The organism is Bartonella sp. CL435QHHD (genome assembly GCF_042195095.1).
In the GTDB taxonomy this organism is placed as follows: domain Bacteria; phylum Pseudomonadota; class Alphaproteobacteria; order Rhizobiales; family Rhizobiaceae; genus Bartonella.
The window spans coordinates 87,302-109,015 of sequence record NZ_JBHINS010000076.1; the positions used below are offsets into that span (position 1 = coordinate 87,302).

At 36.8% G+C, this 21,714-nt stretch carries 14 protein-coding genes; 11 read left to right on the forward strand and 3 right to left on the reverse strand.

The genetic code is table 11. The features are described 5' to 3' along the window. Positions 1 to 6 precede the first annotated feature (6 nt). Positions 7 to 285 carry an integration host factor subunit beta gene (gene ihfB / locus ACFILH_RS06310; RefSeq protein ID WP_273790186.1) on the reverse strand — a complete coding sequence of 93 codons (279 nt, stop codon included), beginning with the start codon at positions 283 to 285 and terminating at the stop codon, positions 7 to 9. A gap of 183 nt (positions 286 to 468) precedes the next feature. On the opposite strand from ihfB, the gene lptC reads away from it, so the two are divergent. The 6 genes from lptC (at position 469) to rlmN (ending at position 7,559) form a co-directional block, all read left to right on the forward strand. After that, positions 469 to 1,113: an LPS export ABC transporter periplasmic protein LptC gene (lptC, locus tag ACFILH_RS06315; RefSeq protein ID WP_273790187.1), complete on the forward strand. Its 645-nt coding sequence runs from the start codon at positions 469 to 471 to the stop codon at positions 1,111 to 1,113. 76 nt (positions 1,114 to 1,189) lie between these two features. Beyond that, positions 1,190 to 1,789 carry an LptA/OstA family protein gene (locus ACFILH_RS06320; RefSeq protein ID WP_375643020.1) on the forward strand — a complete coding sequence of 200 codons (600 nt, stop codon included), beginning with the start codon at positions 1,190 to 1,192 and terminating at the stop codon, positions 1,787 to 1,789. Positions 1,790 to 1,795: 6 nt separating this feature from the next. Continuing rightward, positions 1,796 to 2,590 (forward strand): LPS export ABC transporter ATP-binding protein, encoded by a 795-nt coding sequence (gene lptB, locus ACFILH_RS06325; RefSeq protein WP_273790190.1) that lies wholly within the window; start codon positions 1,796 to 1,798, stop codon positions 2,588 to 2,590. 891 nt (positions 2,591 to 3,481) lie between these two features. Further along, positions 3,482 to 3,946 (forward strand): PTS IIA-like nitrogen regulatory protein PtsN, encoded by a 465-nt coding sequence (gene ptsN / locus ACFILH_RS06330; protein WP_273790191.1) that lies wholly within the window; start codon positions 3,482 to 3,484, stop codon positions 3,944 to 3,946. Between the two features lie 1,840 nt (positions 3,947 to 5,786). After that, a complete protein-coding gene (locus ACFILH_RS06335; RefSeq protein ID WP_273790192.1) occupies positions 5,787 to 6,290 on the forward strand; it encodes an invasion associated locus B family protein in 504 nt (167 codons plus the stop codon). 42 nt (positions 6,291 to 6,332) lie between these two features. Continuing rightward, positions 6,333 to 7,559, forward strand: a complete 1,227-nt coding sequence (gene rlmN, locus ACFILH_RS06340; RefSeq protein ID WP_375667537.1) for a 23S rRNA (adenine(2503)-C(2))-methyltransferase RlmN — start codon at positions 6,333 to 6,335, stop codon at positions 7,557 to 7,559. Between the two features lie 779 nt (positions 7,560 to 8,338). Here the strand turns inward: rlmN and ACFILH_RS06345 are convergent. Then, positions 8,339 to 8,980: a LysE family translocator gene (locus ACFILH_RS06345; protein ID WP_375630609.1), complete on the reverse strand. Its 642-nt coding sequence runs from the start codon at positions 8,978 to 8,980 to the stop codon at positions 8,339 to 8,341. A gap of 171 nt (positions 8,981 to 9,151) precedes the next feature. On the opposite strand from ACFILH_RS06345, the gene ACFILH_RS06350 reads away from it, so the two are divergent. The 3 genes from ACFILH_RS06350 to ACFILH_RS06360 all read left to right on the forward strand — a co-directional run bounded on the left by ACFILH_RS06350 (position 9,152) and on the right by ACFILH_RS06360 (position 13,996). After that, entirely contained in the window at positions 9,152 to 10,387 is a 1,236-nt protein-coding gene (locus tag ACFILH_RS06350; RefSeq protein WP_375630607.1) for an argininosuccinate synthase, read from the forward strand. 373 nt (positions 10,388 to 10,760) lie between these two features. Further along, positions 10,761 to 12,422, forward strand: coding sequence for a lysine--tRNA ligase (locus tag ACFILH_RS06355; protein ID WP_375667538.1), 1,662 nt, complete (start codon positions 10,761 to 10,763; stop codon positions 12,420 to 12,422). Further along, positions 12,422 to 13,996: a peptide chain release factor 3 gene (locus ACFILH_RS06360; RefSeq protein ID WP_375630604.1), complete on the forward strand. Its 1,575-nt coding sequence runs from the start codon at positions 12,422 to 12,424 to the stop codon at positions 13,994 to 13,996. The genes ACFILH_RS06355 and ACFILH_RS06360 overlap by 1 nt, the downstream gene beginning before the upstream one ends. A 551-nt stretch (positions 13,997 to 14,547) precedes the next feature. Here ACFILH_RS06360 and ACFILH_RS06365 read toward each other — a convergent pair. Beyond that, complete coding sequence (locus ACFILH_RS06365) at positions 14,548 to 14,661, reverse strand: type II toxin-antitoxin system RelE/ParE family toxin (RefSeq protein ID WP_375630731.1); 114 nt, start codon at positions 14,659 to 14,661, stop codon at positions 14,548 to 14,550. Positions 14,662 to 14,979: 318 nt separating this feature from the next. Between ACFILH_RS06365 and addB the strand changes: the two genes are divergently transcribed. Together addB and addA are read left to right on the forward strand one after the other, a co-directional pair. Continuing rightward, positions 14,980 to 18,099: a double-strand break repair protein AddB gene (addB, locus tag ACFILH_RS06370; RefSeq protein WP_375667540.1), complete on the forward strand. Its 3,120-nt coding sequence runs from the start codon at positions 14,980 to 14,982 to the stop codon at positions 18,097 to 18,099. Between the two features lie 2 nt (positions 18,100 to 18,101). Beyond that, the gene (gene addA / locus ACFILH_RS06375) at positions 18,102 to 21,578 is read left to right on the forward strand and encodes a double-strand break repair helicase AddA (RefSeq protein WP_375667541.1); all 3,477 of its coding nucleotides are present in this window, start codon (positions 18,102 to 18,104) and stop codon (positions 21,576 to 21,578) included. Positions 21,579 to 21,714: the final 136 nt, after the last annotated feature.

A 21,714-nucleotide genomic window follows, 5' to 3' on the forward strand; every position in this document is an offset into this window, starting at 1 on the left:
AGTTTCTCACTGATTAAGACGGTCGCGTAAATCCTTGCCAGTTTTAAAAAAAGGAATCCACTTTTCTTCAACAGAAACAGCTTCACCTGTTCGTGGATTACGTCCATTACGGGCTGAACGGCTTTTTACAGAAAAAGCTCCAAATCCACGAAGTTCAACGCGATTGCCATTTGCAAGTGCTGTTGCAATTTCCTCAAAAATAGCGTTTACAATATTCTCCACATCCCGTTGAAAAAGATGCGGGTTATGACGAGCGATAATTTGCACAAGCTCTGATTTTACCACAATAGCCTCACTTTCACACAAAAAAATTTTGTAATTGTGCACTCCATGCATATTACAATATATAAACGGATAAAAGCAAAATAAAATCAAGAAAAAACAAATTGCAAGAAACAAAATTTGAAAATACCTTCTATAAAGGTTATACAGATTAAAAATGCGGAGTATTTAAGAGATCAGGAGAGTATGTCCGTACACAATCATTATGAAGCCTTTTCAACGCAATCATCTTGTGGAGATGTTTTAAAAAAAGCATCCCGTCATTCGCGTCGCATTAGCATATTAAAAATCTTTTTACCTCTCTTAGCGTTGATTTCAGCGCTGGTTTTTTGCTGGTTTACGTTTTTCTTGGTTCCCATTACTTCTGATTCTATGCCTTTGAACAATGGAGAAAGTGGCGTGATGAATTTGACGATGCTCAATCCAAAATTAGAAGGGTATACGCGTGCTCATGAACCTTATTGGCTTAAAGCAGAAAAGGCATTTCAAGACCATACACACGCTGGAATGATTGGGTTGCAAAACATTACAGCTAGAGCATTTATGGGCCAACAAAGACAGATTTTTCTCGCAGCACAAGGGGGGGTTTACGATAACATTAATGGTTTTTTACAGTTAGACAAGCCATTCACCATTACGACGAATGATGGGATGATGGTACAATTTATGTCAGCTAGTATTAACTTATCCGAGGGACAGTTAAAAACAGATCAACGTGTTAATATTCAGCAAGCCGGTTTTCATCTTGCCGCAAACGCCTTACAAATTCGAGAAAAAGGAAAAAACATGTATTTCCATGGTGGAGTGCATTTAGTGCTTCAAAAGCAATAACGCAATATCAATACAAATCTTTAAAGGATATTTATAAAGAGAAGTATGTGTATATACAAACAAAAGAATTGAAATAATGAAATCGTACAAAAGATGGATAGGTGTGATGTTGGCTTTTAGCATGGGAATGTTAGGAGGAGGAGCAGTTTTAGGATATGCTGAAGTGGCCCATTTTGGAATAAGTCTATCAAGCGATAAAGAACCAGTAGAACTTCATGCAGATTCTTTGGAAATACGTGATAAAGAAGGGATAGCGCTTTTTAAGGGTGATGTTTCAGTGGTGCAAGGTGAACGTCTTTTAAGAACGGCAGAATTAGTTGTTTACTACGATAAAGCATATAAAGAAATTGATAAAAATCAGGAAAATACAAAGGCATCATCTGTTTCTTTATTTGGTTCGTCGAGTATACAAAAAATGGAAGCTTTAGGAAAAGTTTATATAAAAATTGCTACGCAAGTTGCTACGGGTGATAAAGGCGTTTTTGATGGAAAGTCAAAAATGATGAGTTTGACAGGGAATCATGTTGTGTTAACTGATGGTGACAATGTGGCAACCGGGTGCAAACTAACGGCAAATATGGAAAGCGGAAAGGCTTTTTTAGAAGGTTGTGAGACACCTAAGAAAAAAGGTCGTGTTTCTATTATTTTAAAACAAAATCAAAAGAATGGTCATTAAGATTTCATGTTTGGAATCAAAATAAAAAAACAGACCGATAGGTATAATCTTGAAAGTGAAGCTTCAAAAAACCCCTTAAAAGGGACCTTGATTGCCAGTAATTTGATTAAAGTTTATCGAGGAAGGCGAACTGTTAATGGTGTTTCTTTTGGCATTCGTACGGGAGAAGCCGTTGGCATTTTAGGGCCCAATGGGGCAGGTAAAACAACTTGTTTTTATATGGTTACGGGGCTTATAAAATCTGATGGAGGATCCATTAAAATTGATGGATTTGATATTACGCATCTTCCGATGTATCGACGTGCGCGTTTAGGTATTGGATATCTTCCACAGGAAGCGTCTATTTTTCGTGGTCTTTCAGTAGAAAATAACATTAAAGCTGTTTTAGAGGTCGTTGAAAAAGATCGTCTTAAACAGCGTGAAGAGTTAGATAGCCTTTTACATGAATTTAAAATTGATCATTTACGTAAAATGTCTGCACTTTCGTTATCTGGAGGTGAACGTCGGCGACTTGAAATTGCGCGCGCTTTAGCTTCTCGTCCCCATTTTATGTTACTTGATGAACCATTTGCAGGAATTGATCCTATCGCTATTTTCGATATTCAACAACTTATTCGTCATTTAACGAAGCGTGGCATTGGTGTTTTAATAACGGATCATAATGTGCGTGAGACATTAGGGCTTGTCGATCGCGCTTATATTATTCATACAGGGCGGGTGTTAGTTCACGGTTGTCCTAACGATATTATCAACAACGTTGATGTACGCAGAATTTATTTAGGAAATCAGTTTTCTCTTTGATTTTACAGCTTTCACGAGTTTCCATTTAAGTTTAACCAAACATTATTACTGAAAATCTCCTTATTTATGCCAAAACTTCTTTTATGACTATAACCTTAGAATGTTTTTATTGAGTGGTGAAAAAAGCTTCATCATTAAAGAGTTAGTTTGTTTTTTTATAAGTTTAGCTTACTCATGATTGTATCATAGAAAAGATATCACTAGATTAACGTGATAATGAGTGATAAATGAAACTCTCAATAAATGCGTGTGTTATTGAAAGGTAAGAGATGTTTATCATATTTTTCTCTGTAATATATCGATGATGCTGGTTTAGGTATTTTAATAGGAGCGCCGGTTATTCAATAGGAGTTGTCGTATTTTATTGGTTTATATGGCCCTATTAAAAAATAGGAGCTTGACTACAGATATCAGGCTAAATCTATAAATCTTTTAAAATAACCATTAAATCTCTAAAAACCTTTATATTCTTGTTATAAGGCGGTATTCAAGCTATACAGTAATTTTCAAAGTAAAGGTCCATTTTGCTCAGTATGTTTTTCATTTTAATTTAAGGGATCATTTTTAAGAAAAGAAAAACTCTGATAGCGAATTATACATCAATTCTTATGACAAGTTTAATAAATTTATGAATAATGACCTTTTCTAGAGTCGTAAGGAAATTAACTTTATGAACAACTTCATTTCTTTGTTTTCTCATGCCATTAATGAGGAGCTAAATACTATTTATTGTTGTGTTAAAAGTGATATGACATGTATTGAGTTATCATCCGTTATAAATTGAAAAATAAAAACACATGCGATGTTGCGAAAAGTGAAAGAACATTAAGTATCTATACCGTTTATAGGTTTATTGATGAGCATTTGAGCGTGTAAGAGGAAAATTAAAGTATGAATTTGAGTGAGTTAATAGCACCGGAAGCGATCATTCCGGCTCTTAAGGCTAATTCGAAAAAACAAGTTCTACAAATTTTAGCCGAAAAGGCTTCTAAGCTGACAGGTCTTAGTGAGCATGTAATTTTTGATGTTGTTTTGCAACGCGAGAAGCTTGGTTCAACGGGTTTGGGTGGTGGTATTGCGATTCCTCATGGGAAATTACCTGATATTGATCGGATTGTTGGTATATTTGCACGTCTTGAAAGTCCTGTTGATTTTGAAGCTCTCGATGACGAACCTATAGATCTCGTTTTTCTCCTTTTGGCACCTGAAAATGCTGGTGCAGATCACTTAAAAGCTTTATCTCAGATTGCACGTGTTTTGCGCCATGCTGATGTTGTGCAAAAGTTGCGCAATACGCATAATGCCAATGCGCTTTATGCTTTATTGATTCAAACTTCAGAATCAAATGCAGCTTAAAAGGTATTATGAGCGTATAAATTGCGAGGTATGCACCACAGAGCGTAGGAAATAATATAATTTGCATCTTAAGACTAATAACAAAAGGTTATGTCATGAGATTTAAAAAAAATCATTTCTAAGTGAACCTTCTTTTTAAAGAGCAAGCAACAAAAACGAAGGAGTTGTCCTTTCTTGTTCTCGTATATTAAAGCACCTAATTATTATGTTCATGGATTCTTTTATCCTGTTATACTGTAAAAACACTATCATTTGAGGTGTGGTGAGATAAATTCTGGAAATCTTCTTGATATATTAAGTGCTTTTAGAGTGCGTGGTAAATATTTTTAAGCAGGATTTGTCTGTAGAGCCTTTAGTTAAGTGAATCACATGAGTGGAAAGGCAAGGGGAACTCGACTCAACAAGAATCCAAACTTCTTATACACCAAATTGGGTTAAAAATCTTCACCCTCTGAGGGTGGGGAAGAAATCAATAGAAAAGTTTATTCGTGCATTGAATTTTTTTGTAAATTAAATTTTGGTACTTAGGGATAATATTATTAAGATTCAAGTAGAAAATAGGGGATATTGTATCCTGTGTGTGTCAATATATTGATTTATAAAGATAATTTACTGTTTTACATGTTGAATGAGATATCCGAATATCATAAGATTCCCTCATGCCGAACCTATTTATGTTGAATCAATCAAAACCATTCACTTACACGATTACAATTAAGGAAAGCCGTGTGGATAAGACTGTATAAGACAAGGAGTAAAAATGCTTCTTATGAACCGTCTCAAATGCCAAGGGCTGTAGCAATATTGGAAGCTGGCAAAGTGTGATTAAGTATGATTTAGATGTCAGCTGTTGTATAAAGCTCATACTAAAAAATAATTTTGTACGGTAAGAATGAAAACTATACCTTTAGGTTGGGTGAAAGAGTTTTTATGCATAAGAAGATTTATTCAAGTGTCTTTAATTGATTAAAATGTTGTTTAAAAAACGGTAATGTTAGAACTTCTATAGAAAAAAGTTTTATATTTCTTGTTATAAATTACTGAGAAATAAGATAAGAGAACTTGTCAAAAAATTCTTAAAACATTTTTGGTAACAGGAAGAAAGGAATTGTCTAATACATTTAAAATAATATGTTTAAGCTATTATAAGCTACTAGAATCACTTTAGAACTTAAAATTGGAGATGAAATATATAGGAAGAGTTAATAGGAGCAAAAGAAACAAAGTTACATGTAGTTGTTGAGACAAAATCTAGTACTTTATGTTTCATGACCAATGTAGTGATAATAGTCTATTATTTTTTTAAGATATTTTGAAGATTATGAAAAGGCGATATGGGAACGATGTTGAATACGAAGTATGAATGCACTATAATGGATAAAAGGTGAGGTATTTACGAACATAAATGTATTGAATGTGTGAAGTCGAGAAGTGATATTCGCAAGGCTGTGAAATTTTTGGGGAGGTCAGGGTGTGTTTGCAAAATTTTGCAGCAGATTTCTTGTGATATTAAAGAGTATAGTTTATTTCTTAACAGAGTGGTAGTGTATTTTCATCTCGTTTTGAAGTTCTATTGCTTAAAGAAATCGTTTTTTATACAAAAACGAAATGAGTAGCATAAAATGAAAATGTTATTTTTTAATGTGGTTATTGAATAAGAAGTTTATATTTTGGTAACACCTAAAAGGTCACAATGAAACGTAGAGATCTATTTTAATTGGTGTGAAAATATTTTGCTTATTGGAAGAATTAGGACAGTGATACATGAGTATCGAGTTTTTTTTGAATTTTTCCAATGAAGAGAATCTTGTTAGAGACTAAAGAAGTGAGCTAAATAAAGATGTTTGAAAAGACTGTTATTGCTGCATCTGTAATGGTTCTGGTTACAGCTGGGGCAGCATGTGCACAAACGCCAAATCGTTTAAATCAATTTGAAGCATGGGGGGTCTATTCTTATAAATCGCCCCAAAATACGATTTGCTATGTGTTATCGGTACCTTTGAAGGCTCTTCCAACGACGGTTAATCATGGTGATAATTTTTTCTTAATTACCAAGCGTTCTCATTCACCTGTTTCGTTCGAACCGCAGTTTATGGCTGGTTATACGCTTCAAGAAGGATCGAGAGTGACAGTGACCATTGGAAATAAGGACTTTAATTTTTTCACGAAGGATTCCTCAGCTTGGTTGGCGTCATCAGAGCTAGAAAAGCAGCTTGTTTCTGCTATACGTGCTGGAAACAATATGACAGTGCAAGCGATATCAAAAAGAGGAACGCATACCACCTACACTTATTCCTTAAAAGGGGTCACTGCTGCATTAAACGCAGCTCAAAAGTGCCATTAAGGTTTCGATAACTTCTAAAATAGTGATGTGAATTGGAAAGCAATGGCCATTTCCTATGACCTTAGACCAGTTGGTTCATGTTTTGCACGAAAAACAGATAATGTGGTCGTGAAGGAGAGTTCTAAGCTCTCTTTAATTGGTTTGTCGCAAGATGAAATGATACAAGCTTTAAAGACAGTTGGTGTACCAGAGCATCAAACGCGTATGCGTATGCGTCAGCTTTGGCATTGGCTTTATGTGCGTGGTGTTTCAAATTTTGATGAGATGCTGAATATTTCTAAAGCAATGCAAGAAACACTTAAGTGTCATTTTTCCATTATGCGTCCAGAAATTGTTGGAGAACAAATATCAAAAGACGGTACACGTAAATGGCTTTTACGTTTTCCTGCACGTGGAGCTGGAAGACCTGTTGAAATTGAAACGGTTTATATCCCTGAAGAAGGACGTGGTACTTTATGTCTTTCATCGCAAGTAGGGTGTACGTTAACCTGCTCTTTTTGCCATACGGGAACGCAGATGCTTGTTCGTAATCTGACCGCAGAAGAGATTTTAGAACAACTATTAGTTGCACGTGATTGTTTGGGTGATTTTCCTGATAAGAATACCCCTGATGGAGCAATTGTTCCCATTGAAGGACGAAAAATTACCAATATTGTTATGATGGGAATGGGAGAACCTCTTTATAATTTTGAAGCTGTTAAAAAAGCTTTATTGATTGCCTCTGATGGCGATGGCCTTTCTTTATCAAAACGTCGAATTACGCTTTCAACTAGTGGGGTTGTTCCTGGAATTATCCGAACCGGAGAAGAAATTGGTGTTATGTTAGCAATTTCACTCCACGCAGTACACGATACACTAAGGGATATGCTTGTTCCCATTAATAAAAAATATCCGCTTGCTTTACTAATGGAGGCTTGCCGTAATTATCCTGGTCTTTCCAATGCAAAACGAATCACATTTGAATATGTTATGCTGAAAGATATTAATGATAGTTTAGATGATGCTAAGCGATTGATTCAGTTATTGAAAGGGATTCCTGCTAAGATTAATTTAATCCCTTTTAATCCGTGGCCAGGGAGTAATTATCAGTGTTCTGATTGGGAGCAAATCGAGCGTTTTGCTGATGTCGTTAATCAAGCGGGCTATGCTTCTCCTATTCGGATACCGCGTGGACGCGATATTTTAGCTGCATGTGGACAGCTTAAATCAGCTTCAGAGCGCTTACGTAAATCTGAACGGTTACGACTTGAAAATGCCATTGGTCATTAGTTAACGCAATTTTCAGCGATATCGAGGCCTATGCTTTTTTTCAGTAAATCATCATATAATAGCATGTGTGAGACAGAGATTAAGATAGATAAGTGCTAGACGAACAGTCTCAGCTTTTATATGCTAAATGGGGTAAGATATTGTCTATAGTCTGTTTGCATAATCTCTGAAATAAGAAGGAAGCCTAATTTAGAGGGAATATGAGGTCTTAAGGATTGTAACTAATTTTTACCTTATTATCATACTCTTTAATTCGGTTTTATGTCTTTTAAAAGCATCTACGGTAATATCTTTTAAAAAGTGGAGATGGTGCACTGCCTCATACTTTTGTTTATTACGTTCTTTAATAAGATCACGCTTCACAAGCACAACAGAGGATCTAAAATATAAATACCATTGTGTTGTCCATTGATATGTTTTTTAGGTATCTCTGAGTGCACTCTTCATATCACGACAATGCCTGTGAAGAGTATAACAAAAAGGCTCTGTGAAATGTACTATACTCCTACACCTTTATGTTTAATAAAGGTGTAAGTTGATACCACCATTCTATTTTTTAGCTCCCAATGTTGTAAACAGCTTTTGGCACTTAAGATGGTTCATAAGAGGTATTTTTATTCTTTTCTTAGACAGTTTTTATCCATACGAAAACTCCAGCTTCGCTTGTGATGTACAAAGGAAAAGTATTATTTTATTCAACATAAACGGGTTTGAAATGAAAAAATCTTATAATATTTGTTTTTTTATTTAAATTAAAAGCGATACATTACACATATAAATCAATGTTTTGTAACGATAAGGAGATGGAGGGCAAAGCTGGTAAAAGTACCAGCAATAAGCCAGTCGAGAAAGCGAATATAAAGAGGGTTCTTTTTGAGAGTTTTGGTAAGTTTATGCGCTGTAAAAACGATTGCAATTGTAATGGGAAAAGAAATAGGAATATAAGAGAGTCCTAAAAAGAGCAATTTTTGTGTTGCCATAGGATCATTCGCATTGATAAATTGTGGTAAGAATGTCGCGTTAAAGAGTATAACTTTAGGATTGAGAAGATTAATTCCAATACCAGCAAGATAATTACGTTTAGCGCTTTGAGATTTAGAAGATGTCTGTTCAAAGGAAAAAGTGGGGTTTCTCCGTAACGCTTGAAAGGAAAACCATAAAAGATAAAAGGCGCCAACAATTTTCAGAAGAACAAAAGTATGTGGTGCAGCAAAAATAAGCGCTGATAAGCCAAGTGCTACAGCGGTAACCTGAATGGCAAACCCTGTTGCACTACCCAAGGCGCACATAATTCCAGCTTTTTTGCTTTGTGTAATGGTTCGTCCTACAGAAAGCATCATATCTGGTCCTGGAATAAGTGCTAAAATCAACGATGCTAAAGCAAATTGTACAACAATAGACCACTCCGGTAGAAATGACACGTAAATCTCCTTTTATTTTTAAGCAGTGTTCACTATTTATACTTTGAGGCACCTTTATTTACGCTTTTTACGTCTTTTTAATGTTGCTTAAAAAGAATTTATTTTTATATTTCTTGTATCGTTTTGATTTTTGGGTAGAAATAAAAAAAGTAGCTCATATAGAACGTTAAAATGAAAAAGTGGCAAAATATTAGAAAAGTTGTTTTGGCTTATTCAGGTGGATTGGATACGTCAATTATTCTTAAATGGTTGCAAAGTACGCTAGGCGTTGAAGTTGTAACTTTTACAGCAGATTTGGGGCAGGGGGAAGAGCTGGAACTTGCTCGTCGTAAAGCTGAAATGCTAGGTGTTAAAGAAATTTATATTGAAGATTTGCGTGAAGAATTTGTGCGTGATTTTGTTTTTCCGATGTTTCGAGCCAATACCATTTATGAGGGGACTTATCTTTTAGGAACATCAATTGCACGTCCACTTATTTCAAAACGCCTTATTGAAATTGCTAAGGAAACAGGGGCTGATGCCATTGCTCATGGGGCAACAGGAAAAGGCAATGATCAGGTACGCTTTGAGCTTTCCGCTTATGCGCTTAATCCTGATATAAAGATTATTGCTCCATGGCGTGATTGGGATTTTAAGAGTCGGACAGATCTCTTTGAATTTGCTCGTATTCATCAAATTCCTGTAGAAAAGGATAAGCAAGGTGAAGCGCCTTTTTCAGTGGATGCAAATTTATTGCATTCTTCATCAGAAGGAAAGATTTTAGAAGATCCAGCACTTCCTGCTCCTGAATATGTCCATATGCGTACTCTTTCGCCGGAAGATGCTCCAGATCAAGCAACCAGAATTACTCTTGGCTTTAAAAAAGGCGATGCTGTTTCAATCAATGGAAAAAATTTATCTCCTGCAACTTTACTTGCAGAATTAAATCATTATGGGCGCGATAATGGTATTGGTCGGTTAGATTTGGTAGAAAATCGCTTTGTGGGTATGAAATCGCGGGGTATTTATGAAACACCAGGTGGAACCATTCTTTTGACGGCTCACAGAGCGATAGAATCTTTAACACTAGATCGTGGTGCAGCTCATTTGAAAGATGAATTGATGCCACGTTATGCAGAACTCATTTATTATGGATTTTGGTTTTCGCCGGAACGTAAGATGTTGCAGGCAGCTATTGATTTATCTCAAGAACATGTTGAAGGTGAAGTCACGTTAAAGCTTTATAAGGGGAATGTAATTATTGAAGGGCGCCAAAGTAAAAAATCACTTTATTCTAGTGAGTTGGTAACTTTCGAGGATGATCAAGGTGTTTATGATCAAAGAGATGCAACTGGTTTTATTAAATTAAATGCTCTACGTTTGCGTACATTAGCAATGCGTCATCAAGGTGATAAAGAAAAGAAATAGAAAATTACGGTGACAAGTGTAATATGGATTAGTGCTTTTGTATGAAATGCCTAGTTTAAGCATTTTTCTGTTGGTTTTTACCGTTCTTTCGTTCAATACTAGAAGCTTATCTTCTGCGCTAATAAATATAATAAGCAAAACCCATGATAATAATAGCAATGAAGGCTTCGATAATCAAAACAAGTCAATTTTGCTTTATAATATTGAATGTTTTTGATTTTTATCAGAACAAAACATGTTTATAACGAGGGCGGTTTTTGTATTGTGACTTAAGAGTATAAAGAAATTTTCATCTTTTTGCTTGCTATTATTGACGAATAAATTCAAGAACCATACACCCTATTTTGAAAGAGTGTAATTTTTAGGATAAATAATGATGCGTGATCAGTGTGATACCCTCAACCTTACGCCTGAATTAAAAGATGCAGCTTCTCAATCGAGAACTTGGCCATTTGAAGAAGCACGTAAGATTATCAAACGATATGAAAAAACGGGTTATCCAGACAATGTGATATTTGAAACAGGTTATGGCCCTTCTGGTTTACCGCATATTGGAACTTTTGGGGAAGTTGCACGTACAACCATGGTGCGTCATGCATTTCATATTCTCACGGAGAATAAAGTAAAAACAAAATTACTTTGTTTTTCTGATGATATGGATGGTTTGCGCAAGGTTCCTGAGAATGTGCCTGATCGCGAAAGGATGGAACATTATCTTGGTCAACCGTTGAGTCGTGTACCCGACCCTTTTGGAGATGATTATCCTTCTTTTGGGGCAGCGAATAATGCGCGGTTACGGGCTTTCCTTGATCGTTTTGGTTTTGATTATGAATTTGCAAGTGCTACGGATTATTACAATTCTGGTCGTTTTGATGAAACACTTTTGAAAATCCTTGCCTGTTATGACAAGGTTATGGCAATTATTTTACCAACATTAGGTGAAGAACGGCAAGCGACCTATTCACTCTTTCTACCGATTTCTCCCTTTTCTGGAAAAGTATTACAGGTACCGATGATTGCGCGTAATGTTGAAAAAGGTACAGTCACTTATATTGAGCCAGAAACAGGAGAAACCATAGAAACAGAGGTTACGGGGGGCAAAGTTAAGTGTCAGTGGAAGGTAGATTGGGCAATGCGTTGGACAGCACTTAGCATTGATTATGAAATGGCCGGAAAAGACCTTATCGATTCCACAAATCTTTCTTCTAAAATTTGTAAAGTATTAGGTGGAAAACCCCCAGAAGGATTCAACTATGAGCTCTTTTTAGATGAGAAAGGGCAGAAAATTTCCAAATCCAAGGGAAATGGCTTAACCATTGATGAATGGCTTACTTATGCTCCAACAGAGAGTTTAGGGCTTTATATGTTTTCAAAGCCTAAAACAGCAAAAAGGCTTTATTTTGATGTCATTCCTAAAGCGGTTGATGAATACTATGCGCATCTTTCAGCCTATGGTCGCCAAGAATGGAAAGAGCGTCTGAATAATCCTGTATGGCATATTCATAATGGTTGTCCGCCGCAGGTTGATTTGCCTGTATCCTTTGCGATGCTCCTAAATTTGGTAAGTGCTTCAAATGCGGAGAATGCAGAAGTTCTTTGGGGTTTTATTTCTCGTTACGCTAAAGGAGCAAATGCACAAACTTATCCAGAACTTGATCAATTGGTGAAGTTTGCTATTAAATATTTTGATGTTTTTGTTAAACCAAACAAGAAATTTCGTATACCAGATGATAGCGAACGAGCAACATTAGCACAAATTGATGAAAAATTAGCTCATTTACCTGAAACTGTTGATGGCAACATATTACAAAATATGCTTCTTGATGTTGCACGATTAACGGAACGCTATCAAGATCATAGCAAAAAAAGCCCTGAAGGTGGGCCTGGTGTTTCCAATGTTTTTTTTCAAATGTTGTATGAAGTCCTTCTGGGACAAGAGCGAGGTCCACGATGGGGATCATTTATAGCGCTTTATGGGATTAATGAAATGCGTGCACTGATTGCTGAAACACTTGCACGGCCGACGGAGGAATAATGGAACGAAGAGTGCAGGAAGTAAAGCGACGCCGTACATTTGCAATTATTGCTCACCCAGATGCGGGGAAAACAACATTAACAGAAAAGCTTTTATTGTTTGGTGGTGCTATTCAACTTGCAGGAGAAGTAAAAGCCAAAAAAGATCGTATTCAAACCCGTTCTGATTGGATGAATATTGAGCGTGATCGTGGTATTTCCGTTGTGACTTCGGTGATGACGTTTGAATATGAAAATCATATTTTTAATCTCCTAGATACCCCAGGACATGAGGACTTTGCGGATGATACGTATCGCACTCTCACAGCTGTTGATAGTGCTATCATGGTATTGGATGGGGCCCGCGGGATTGAGCCTAGAACATTAAAATTGTTTGAAGTGTGTCGGATGCGGGATATTCCTATTGTTACGTTTATCAATAAAATGGATCGTGAGGCACGTGATCCTATAGAGCTTTTAGATGAAATTGAAGAAAAGCTTGCTCTTGATACCGCGCCTATAACATGGCCAATTGGGTCGGGTAAAGATTTTGTTGGTACCTATGACCTTCATCATAATCGTTTTCGTCAAAAAGATGATGAGATAATACAGCAGATAGTTTCAAATCCCAGAGAGGTTGTCCATTTACTCCCTGAATATCAACGTTCAACTTTTATTGAAGGGGTAGAACTTGCTCAAAGTGTTTGCAAGAATTTTGATCTGCAAGCTTTCCGTGAAGGTCATATGACACCGGTTTATTTTGGTTCAGCTTTGCGAAATTTTGGTGTTCGTGATTTGATCAATGCGCTTATAGATTTTGGTCAAAGTCCTCGTGATCAAAGTGCAGATCAGCGCAATGTCATAGCAACTGAACCTAAAATGACGGGATTTGTTTTTAAAATTCAAGCGAATATGGACCCTAATCATCGTGATCGTATTGCATTTTTTCGGGTATGTTCGGGAACACTTGAACGTGGTATGAAAACAAAGTTGGTTCGAACAAGAAAACCGATGACACTTTCGGCTCCACAATTTTTCTTTGCGCGTTCGCGCCAAATTGCTGATCAAGCCTATGCTGGTGATATCGTAGGGATCCCTAATCATGGAACATTGCGTATCGGCGATACTTTGACTGAAGGAGAAGATATCCTCTTTAAGGGAGTACCAAATTTTGCACCAGAGATTTTGCGTCGTGTTTGTTTAGGCGATCCAATGAAAGCAAAAAAGCTCAAAGAAGCTTTGCAACAAATGGCTGAAGAAGGGGTTGTACAATTGTTTATTCCTGATGATGGGTCGCCTTCTCTCATTGGTGTTATTGGTGCTTTGCAAATTGATGTCTTAAAAGAACGATTAAAAATAGAATATTCTTTGCCAGTGAATTTTGAGTCTGCGCGCTTTAATTTATGCCGTTGGATTTCAGCGCAGAGCAAAGATGAGTTGCAAAAGTTTCTCAGCAATCACCGCTCTGCTATTGCGTATGATTTAGAAGGTGATCCAGTTTTTTTAGCGGAGAACCATTTTTCATTGAATTATGAGGCAGAAAGAGCTCCTAAAATAAAATTTTCTGCTTTTAAAGATTATCAAGTACGCTCTTAAAATAAAGAAAAATCTTTTCTACAATAATTTGATTTATAATGATAATTTATCGTTTTTTATATGGGAACAATCAAAATCATTTGTTTAAAAATCATAAGTATGATTGGTGTGTGCGTAAAACACTTGAAGCAAGAAATACAATACCTCTTATAGATCTTCTCTATAGCCAAGAGCTTTCAAAATATTGGGTGAGGGTAAAAATGATGATGGTGGTTATAGCGTTATGATGTAACGATGGTGGTGTGTGATGTATCTCATCCCATTCACGGAAGTTTACGTTATACTATTCATTTATATTATTTACGGGATGACATGACGAGGTAAGATCAAGTACAATAAAAAATGTCCCTTTAAAAACAAACATATAAAATTGCAACATAATGATATTTTTGGGCATTCTATTTTGCATAAGGGATGTAATTCTAGCAAGATAGAGGCTTGCACGATAAAATTTCGCAAAACTCTCTCCCTCAAAGTAATCTGTTTTCGCTGTGAAATGTGGAAATATTATTATTTTTTTCCAAGCTTTTTATGGGATTCTAAAATATTATTTATGAAACTGATTTTTTTAAGTTTTGCAATATCATGATATCTATTTTTTTCTGAAAGTGATGGAGTATGTAAAGGATATTTTTAGATTGAACTGTATAAAAAATACGGTAAATTTATTTATTATTAAAAGAGTTACAGCGCACTGGTACCTCTAGAACCTTTTAAAACTTTAATATTTATTTTTATATTACCTATTTGAGTTAGAGAATAAACTGTAGCCAATTCTACGTTGAAAAATATAAGAAAAATTTTATATATTTTTTCGCGATGACTTAAGAAATATAATTTATTTCGATATTTTTTAAATCTAAACTAAAAAATCTGCTTTATAAACATAGCTTTTCAGTTTTTCCTTGTATAAATATTGTATACAGTCAAAATAATACAAATAATCAATAAGCTGAAATCTGTTATCCCAAATATGAGATCATATGACCTATAAACCGCATGTCTTTTCTATTTCTCCGGGAACTGCTTTTTTGCCTCACTTTGTTGATGCACTACTTTCTGGTAGCCTTATTGATAATTTCGCTTCAAGTGGAGACATTCAAACTGCCCTTGCCGATAGCCTTATTTATGTTCCGACACGTCGTGCTGCTCGCGCTTTGCGTTTAGCCTTTGTTGAAAGAAGTGATACACAATCAACATTTTTGCCAACCATTCGTGCTCTAGGAGATGTCGATGAAGACAGTTTTCTTTTTGTTGAAAATCATACCAGTGCTCTCGATCCACCTATTGGAGAAAGCGAACGTCTTTTACTTTTAGCGCGCCTTATCCGTCCATGGCGTGAAAATTTGCCTGCGCATCTGGGTGCCATGTTTGGTACAGAAGATGTACTTATTCCGGCTCATAGTGCTGATGCGATTTGGCTTGCGCAAGATTTAGCACATTTGATGGACGAAATTGAAGCAGAAGGAGCAGATTGGTCAGAACTTAAAAATATTGCACCTGATATGGTCGCTGAATGGTGGCAAATAACGCTCGATTTCTTGACTATTGTTACGCAAAATTGGCCAAAAATCTTGAAAGAAAAACAACGAAGTAATCCCGCTGAATGGCGTAATCAAGTACTCACAATGCATGCAGAGACTTTACGATGCATGCAGCCTGATAAACCGATCATTGCAGCTGGTGTGTCAGGTTCTATGCCCGCAGTTTCTCATCTTTTAAAGGTTATATCTTCTCTGCCCAAAGGGGCTGTTGTTCTTCCTGGTCTTGATCTTCATATGGATGAAGAACAATGGAATGCACTAAGCACAAGCAATAAAGAAAAAACAGCTTGTGATTTTTTTGATCCTGCAGAAAATGTTTTTAGCCATCCTCAATATCATTTAAAAAAACTTCTAACTCTCATGGAGTGTCAACGTCATCATGTTTGCGAAATTGGCCAACAGAGTAGCATAAAGAAAAAACGAATGGCTCTTTTATCAGAAGCACTCCGACCAGCTTCTACAACAGACAAATGGGTACAAATTGTCCGTGATGATTATGAAAATCTTTGTGCAGATTGGTCATTTATTGAAGCTATAAATGAACGTGAAGAAGCTCTTGCGATAGCTGTTACCTTACGCAAAGCTATTGAAGAACCCAAAAAAACTGCAGCCCTTATTACAAATGACCGTAATTTAGCACGCCGTGTTGCTGTGGAATTACAGCGATTTGGAATTGAAGCAAATGATTCAGGCGGAATACCACTTGCACAAACATTGCCTGTAACTCTCTTACGACTTATTTTAGAAAATGTATTGCAAGCTGATGATCCCATTGCTTTTCTTTCTCTTCTTAAACATCCCCTTACAACACTCCAACAAAACCGTCATTGTTTACGGGAAATGGCAGAAAATTTTGAACTTTTTGTTCTTCGAGGGAATACAGGGCGCATCAATCTTTGCGAGTGTGATCAATTTCTCGAAAAATGGATTGATACATCCTTTCATAATAGTTCTGAAGTCAACACCCTTGATCAGCAGAAATGTGAAGAAGCACGTCTCCTTTGTCATCTTTTGAAAAAAGCTGTTGAACCTTTAACATCTCTTATGAAACAAGAGAAAGAATGCACCATCAATGAGGCTGCAATAGCAACTGTTGAGGTTTTTGAAAATTTTGGTCGCAATGAGGATAATTCTCTTGCACATCTTTATCAACACGAAGCAGGACAAGCCCTATCAAATTTTTTGCGTGAATTGGTCAGTGATCAATCGGGATTAACATTTCATCTTTGTGAATGGCCCGCTATGTTTTCTGCCATAATAGCAACTCGTTCCGTCGCACCTTCGCCTGGAGGACATCCACGTTTATTCATCTGGGGTACTTTGGAATCGCGTTTGCAAACGGTTGATACAGTGGTCATCGGCGGTCTTAATGAAGGGTCATGGCCGATATCAACCCGAAATGATGCTTTTTTATCGCGACCGATGAAAATGATGTTAACTCTGGAACCACCAGAGCAGCGTATTGGTATTTCTGCGCATGATTTTCAATGGGCGATGGGAATGGAAAAAGTGGTGATGAGTCGCGCATTGCGCGTTAATCATACGCCTTCCATTCCTTCACGCTGGCTACAACGCATGGAAACAGTTGTAGGAAAACAGGTTTGGGAACAAATCCGTGAACGAGGTGAAATACTACGCCATTGGGCAAAGATGCTTGATCATACAAGCATAACTTCTGAGGTGGAACGTCCTTGCCCTGCTCCGCCTCTTGATATACGCCCGCGTCATTTTTCAGTTACTGAAATAGAAACATTGCGATATGATCCCTATGCTATTTATGCTAAAAAAATCTTAAGGCTCAAACCACTTAAAGAACTTATTCATGATCCTAGCGCTTCAGAACGAGGAACACTTTATCACGCTATTCTTGCAGCTTTTTGCACACAAATGAAAAATCCAAATGCTGCAAATGCACTCAATGTACTGCTTGCTATTGGGCGTAAAGAGTTTGATAAATTCAATTTTCCACCCGATATTGAAGTAATTTGGTGGAATAGTTTTGAAAACCTTGCTCCACGCTTTATTCAATGGGAACAAAGTTTAGGACTGCGAGAGCGATATTCGGAAGTGGTATCACAAAAAATTCCTATAGGAACAACAGGAGTAACCCTTTCAGGACGTGCTGATCGTCTTGATGTTTTGCCAGATAAAACGGTTGAAATTCTAGATTTCAAAACCGGAACCCCTCCTTCATCAAAACAAGTTCGTGAATTATTATTTCCGCAATTGGCTTTAGAAACAGCTTTACTCATACAAGGGGGCTTCCCAGATTTTCAAGATTTTACCCCCTCAAATTTATTTTACATTCCTCTTAACAAAAAAGGTGAAATTAAATCCCAATCAATTCTTTTAAAGAAAAAAGACGGAAAAACTCATCTAAGTGCTGTTGATCTTGCTGACAATGCATGGGAAAATCTTATCGCACTCATAACTTATTATCAAAATCCACAACAAGGTTATCTCTCACATGCTGTCCCCATGTCAAAACGATATGAAGGTGACTACGACCATTTGGCTCGGTTGTGGGAATGGTCAAGTGGTTTTCATAAAGAAGAGTAATCATGACGTTTTTTTCTATTCCTGAAGCCGCTCTTGATGCACAAGCAACAGCAACACATCCCCAAAAAAACGTGTGGGTTTCTGCAAATGCTGGATCTGGAAAAACCCACGTTTTAAGCGAACGTGTTATCCGTTTGCTTTTAAACGGTACGCCTCCAGCACGTATTTTATGCCTTACTTATACAAGAGCTGCTGCTGCTGTTATGCAATCACGAATTTTTCGCACGCTTTCCAGTTGGAATGAGCTCGATGATGCACAGCTGCAAGAAACCTTAACACGGTTTGAAAAAAAGCCTGTTAATGCGCAAAAACTAACTTATGCACGACAACTCTTCGCGCGTGCTCTCGAAACGCCTGGTGGCTTAAAAATTCAAACGATTCATGCTTTTTGTGAAGCTCTCTTACATCAATTTATGTTAGAAGCCAATATTGCAGGGCATTTTGAACTTCCCGATGATATCGGTCGAAAAAAATTACGACAAGAATCCCGTCGTCAACTTTTAGCCCGTCGTGATGTACAACCTGCTTTGCAACAGTTACTTCAAGTTATTAGCGAACATACTTTTAACCAATTGCTCTATGAAGCAGTTGAAAAGCAACATAAATTGTCTGATTTTTTATCTTCTCTTTTATCTGAAAATGGAGAAGAAAAATTGCGCGCGCTTTTTAACTTAGCGCCCAATGAAACAAATCAATATCTGCTGGAACAAATTAAACAAACAGCGCGCCTTCCTCTTTATGCTCTTAAGCATTGTGAAATCAATGGTAGTCAAAGCTTTAAGGATATGGTGGAAAAACTTTCCCAATTAGAAAAGGTGCATGATGAGAAAAATATTCTCAATATTATTTCTGATATTTATTTTACAATCAAAGGTGAGCCGCGTAATTTTTCAAATTTATCTCGTAAAAAATCAGACGAAATTTGGCCTTTTATTCAACAAATGCTTGAAGATAAACAAAACAAGCTTTCTGTTCTTTTAGAAAAATATCAATGCGCAAAGGTTGCCACTCTCAATATGGCTGCTTTTCAGCTCTGTGCTATTTATCTCAAAATTTATAAGAATCTAAAAAAGTCCAATGGCTTCTTAGACTTTGATGATCTTATTGAGCGTACACTTCATTTGTTACAGCGCAAAGGTGCAAGCCAATGGGTGCACTATAAACTTGATCAGGGACTTGATCATATTCTACTTGATGAAGCACAAGACACCAACCCTGAGCAATGGCAAATTATTCAACTGTTGGCACAGGAATTTTTTTCAGGGTATAGCCAACGAACAAACATACGCACTCTTTTTGCTGTTGGAGATGAAAAGCAATCTATTTATTCTTTTCAAGGCGCTGCTCCAGAAAATTTTGCTGCAAATGGACGAATTATTCAAAAAAAAGTGCAGCAAACAAATCAGCAATTTGAAAAAATACAACTGCATTATTCTTTTCGCTCTACAGCAGATGTTCTTAAAAGTGTTGATCTTGTTTTTGAAACACCAGAAAACTATAAAGGACTTTCGGCAGAAAATACAAAAACGGTGCATGAAGCTATTCGTGTTCACAGTCCCGGTGAAGTTGTTATATGGGATGCCATTTCCAAAGAAACGAGTGACTTTCCTCAAGATTGGCATGCAACTGTTAATCATTTAGATACACCTGAAGTGCGTTTAGCAGAAAAAATTGCTGAAACGATTGCCGACTGGTTACAAAAAGGCGAAATGCTTCCAGCAAAAGGACGCTTAATACGTGCAAGTGATATTATGATCTTGGTCCGTAAACGTGATCAATTTGTCTCAGCTCTTTCTCGTGCTCTTAAACACCGTAATATTCCCGTAGCAGGAGCTGATCGTTTACAGCTTACCAAACATATTAGTATCCGTGATTTAATGGCGCTTGCACGTTTTGTTTTACAGCCACAAGATGATCTTTCTCTTGCTTGTGTTTTAAAAAGCCCACTTTTTGCTCTTAGTGAAGAGGAACTCTATCAGCTTGCTGCACACCGCACCGGCTCTCTTTGGCAAAGCTTATTTACGCACGCATCATCGCAGGCATCTTTTAAAGATGCTTTTGAAAGGCTAAACCATTATCGCGCTTTAGTGGATAAAATACCGGTTTTCGAGTTTTATAGCCATATTTTGAATAATGATAAGGGAAGACAAAAAATTCTGTCTCGTTTAGGATCTGAAGCAAATGATGTGCTCGATGCTTTTATGGATTATACGCTCACTATTCAAAAAACAGGATTACCAGGATTACAAGCTTTTTTAGAAACATTAAGTGCAAGCGAACCAGAAATTAAACGTGAATTTGAACAAAGTAATGAAGAAATTCGCATTATGACTGTTCATGCTGCAAAAGGACTAGAGGCTGCTGTTGTGTTTTTAGTCGATCCAGGTAGTGCGATTTGGCATCCTCAGCATGCGCCTCACTTGCTTAAAGTTCCTTTAAACAATGCACAATGGAATGGAAAACAAGCCTTTATTTGGCATCCCAATGAAAAGTTTGATACAAAACTCTCTAAACAAGCAATTTCATATTTAAAAGAGCGTGCAGAAGAAGAATATAGGCGTCTTCTTTATGTAGGAATGACACGTGCTGAAGATCGCTTGTTTATTTGTGGATATAAAGGCCCGAAAACGCCATCTCATACATGGTTACAACTCGTAAAAAAAGCCCTCGAACCGCATGCCCTTGCTATAAAAGATTCTTCGGAAGATATTGCAGCTTTGCGTTATTGCATTACACCTGCTTCTTCTGCTTCTATAAACTCAAAAGTCCCTTGTGCTGAATGCCAAACCTTACCACCTTTACCTGCTTTTTTCTCCCATAAAATACCAGAAGAACCAGTGCTACCAAAACCGTTGAGACCCTCTGTTGCTAGTCTTTCCATTGAGGCTGATACCGATATTTCTTCTAATTCACAATATCATAGCGTCTCGCCTGTTTTGGGAGAAAAAAATACCAACAGGGCTTTTTCCATTGAATATGGTAATCTCGTTCACCGATTGTTACAATACTTACCCGATTATCCCCCACAAAAACGTCGAGATTATGCTCGAAACTATCTCAATATCAAAGCCTCTCATTGGGATGAAAGCCAAAGAGAAGATGCTCTTCGCCATGTTTGGAAAATATTAGATCATGTTTACCTCAAGCCCCTTTTCTCTGAGCATTCACGTGCTGAGGTCTCCTTAATGGGTATTGTGAAAATTCGTGGAAAAGAACAAGCAATTTCTGGTCAAATTGACCGTCTTTACATCACGCAAAACAGTATTATCTTTGCCGATTTTAAAACAGGAACCCCGCCAGAAAATGAAGCTGCTATTGCTTCCCATCACTGGTTGCAAATGGCTCTTTACCGAAAATTGTTGCAAGCTATTCATCCCGATAAAGATATCCAGGCTCTGCTTATCTACAGTAAAGAAGCCAAAATTTTTAAACTTCCTCCAGAAAAACTTGAGGCATTTCTTAGTGAAGTTGCTTTATAAGCTACTCTTTTCCTTGCAAATCATCTTTACACTTTATTTACTTTCATAAAATCGCCCAAACAAACACAATGCACAATCTCCAGTGTAAAAAAGTCCTTTAATAATTTATCTTTGCAATAACTTGATATGAATTGTT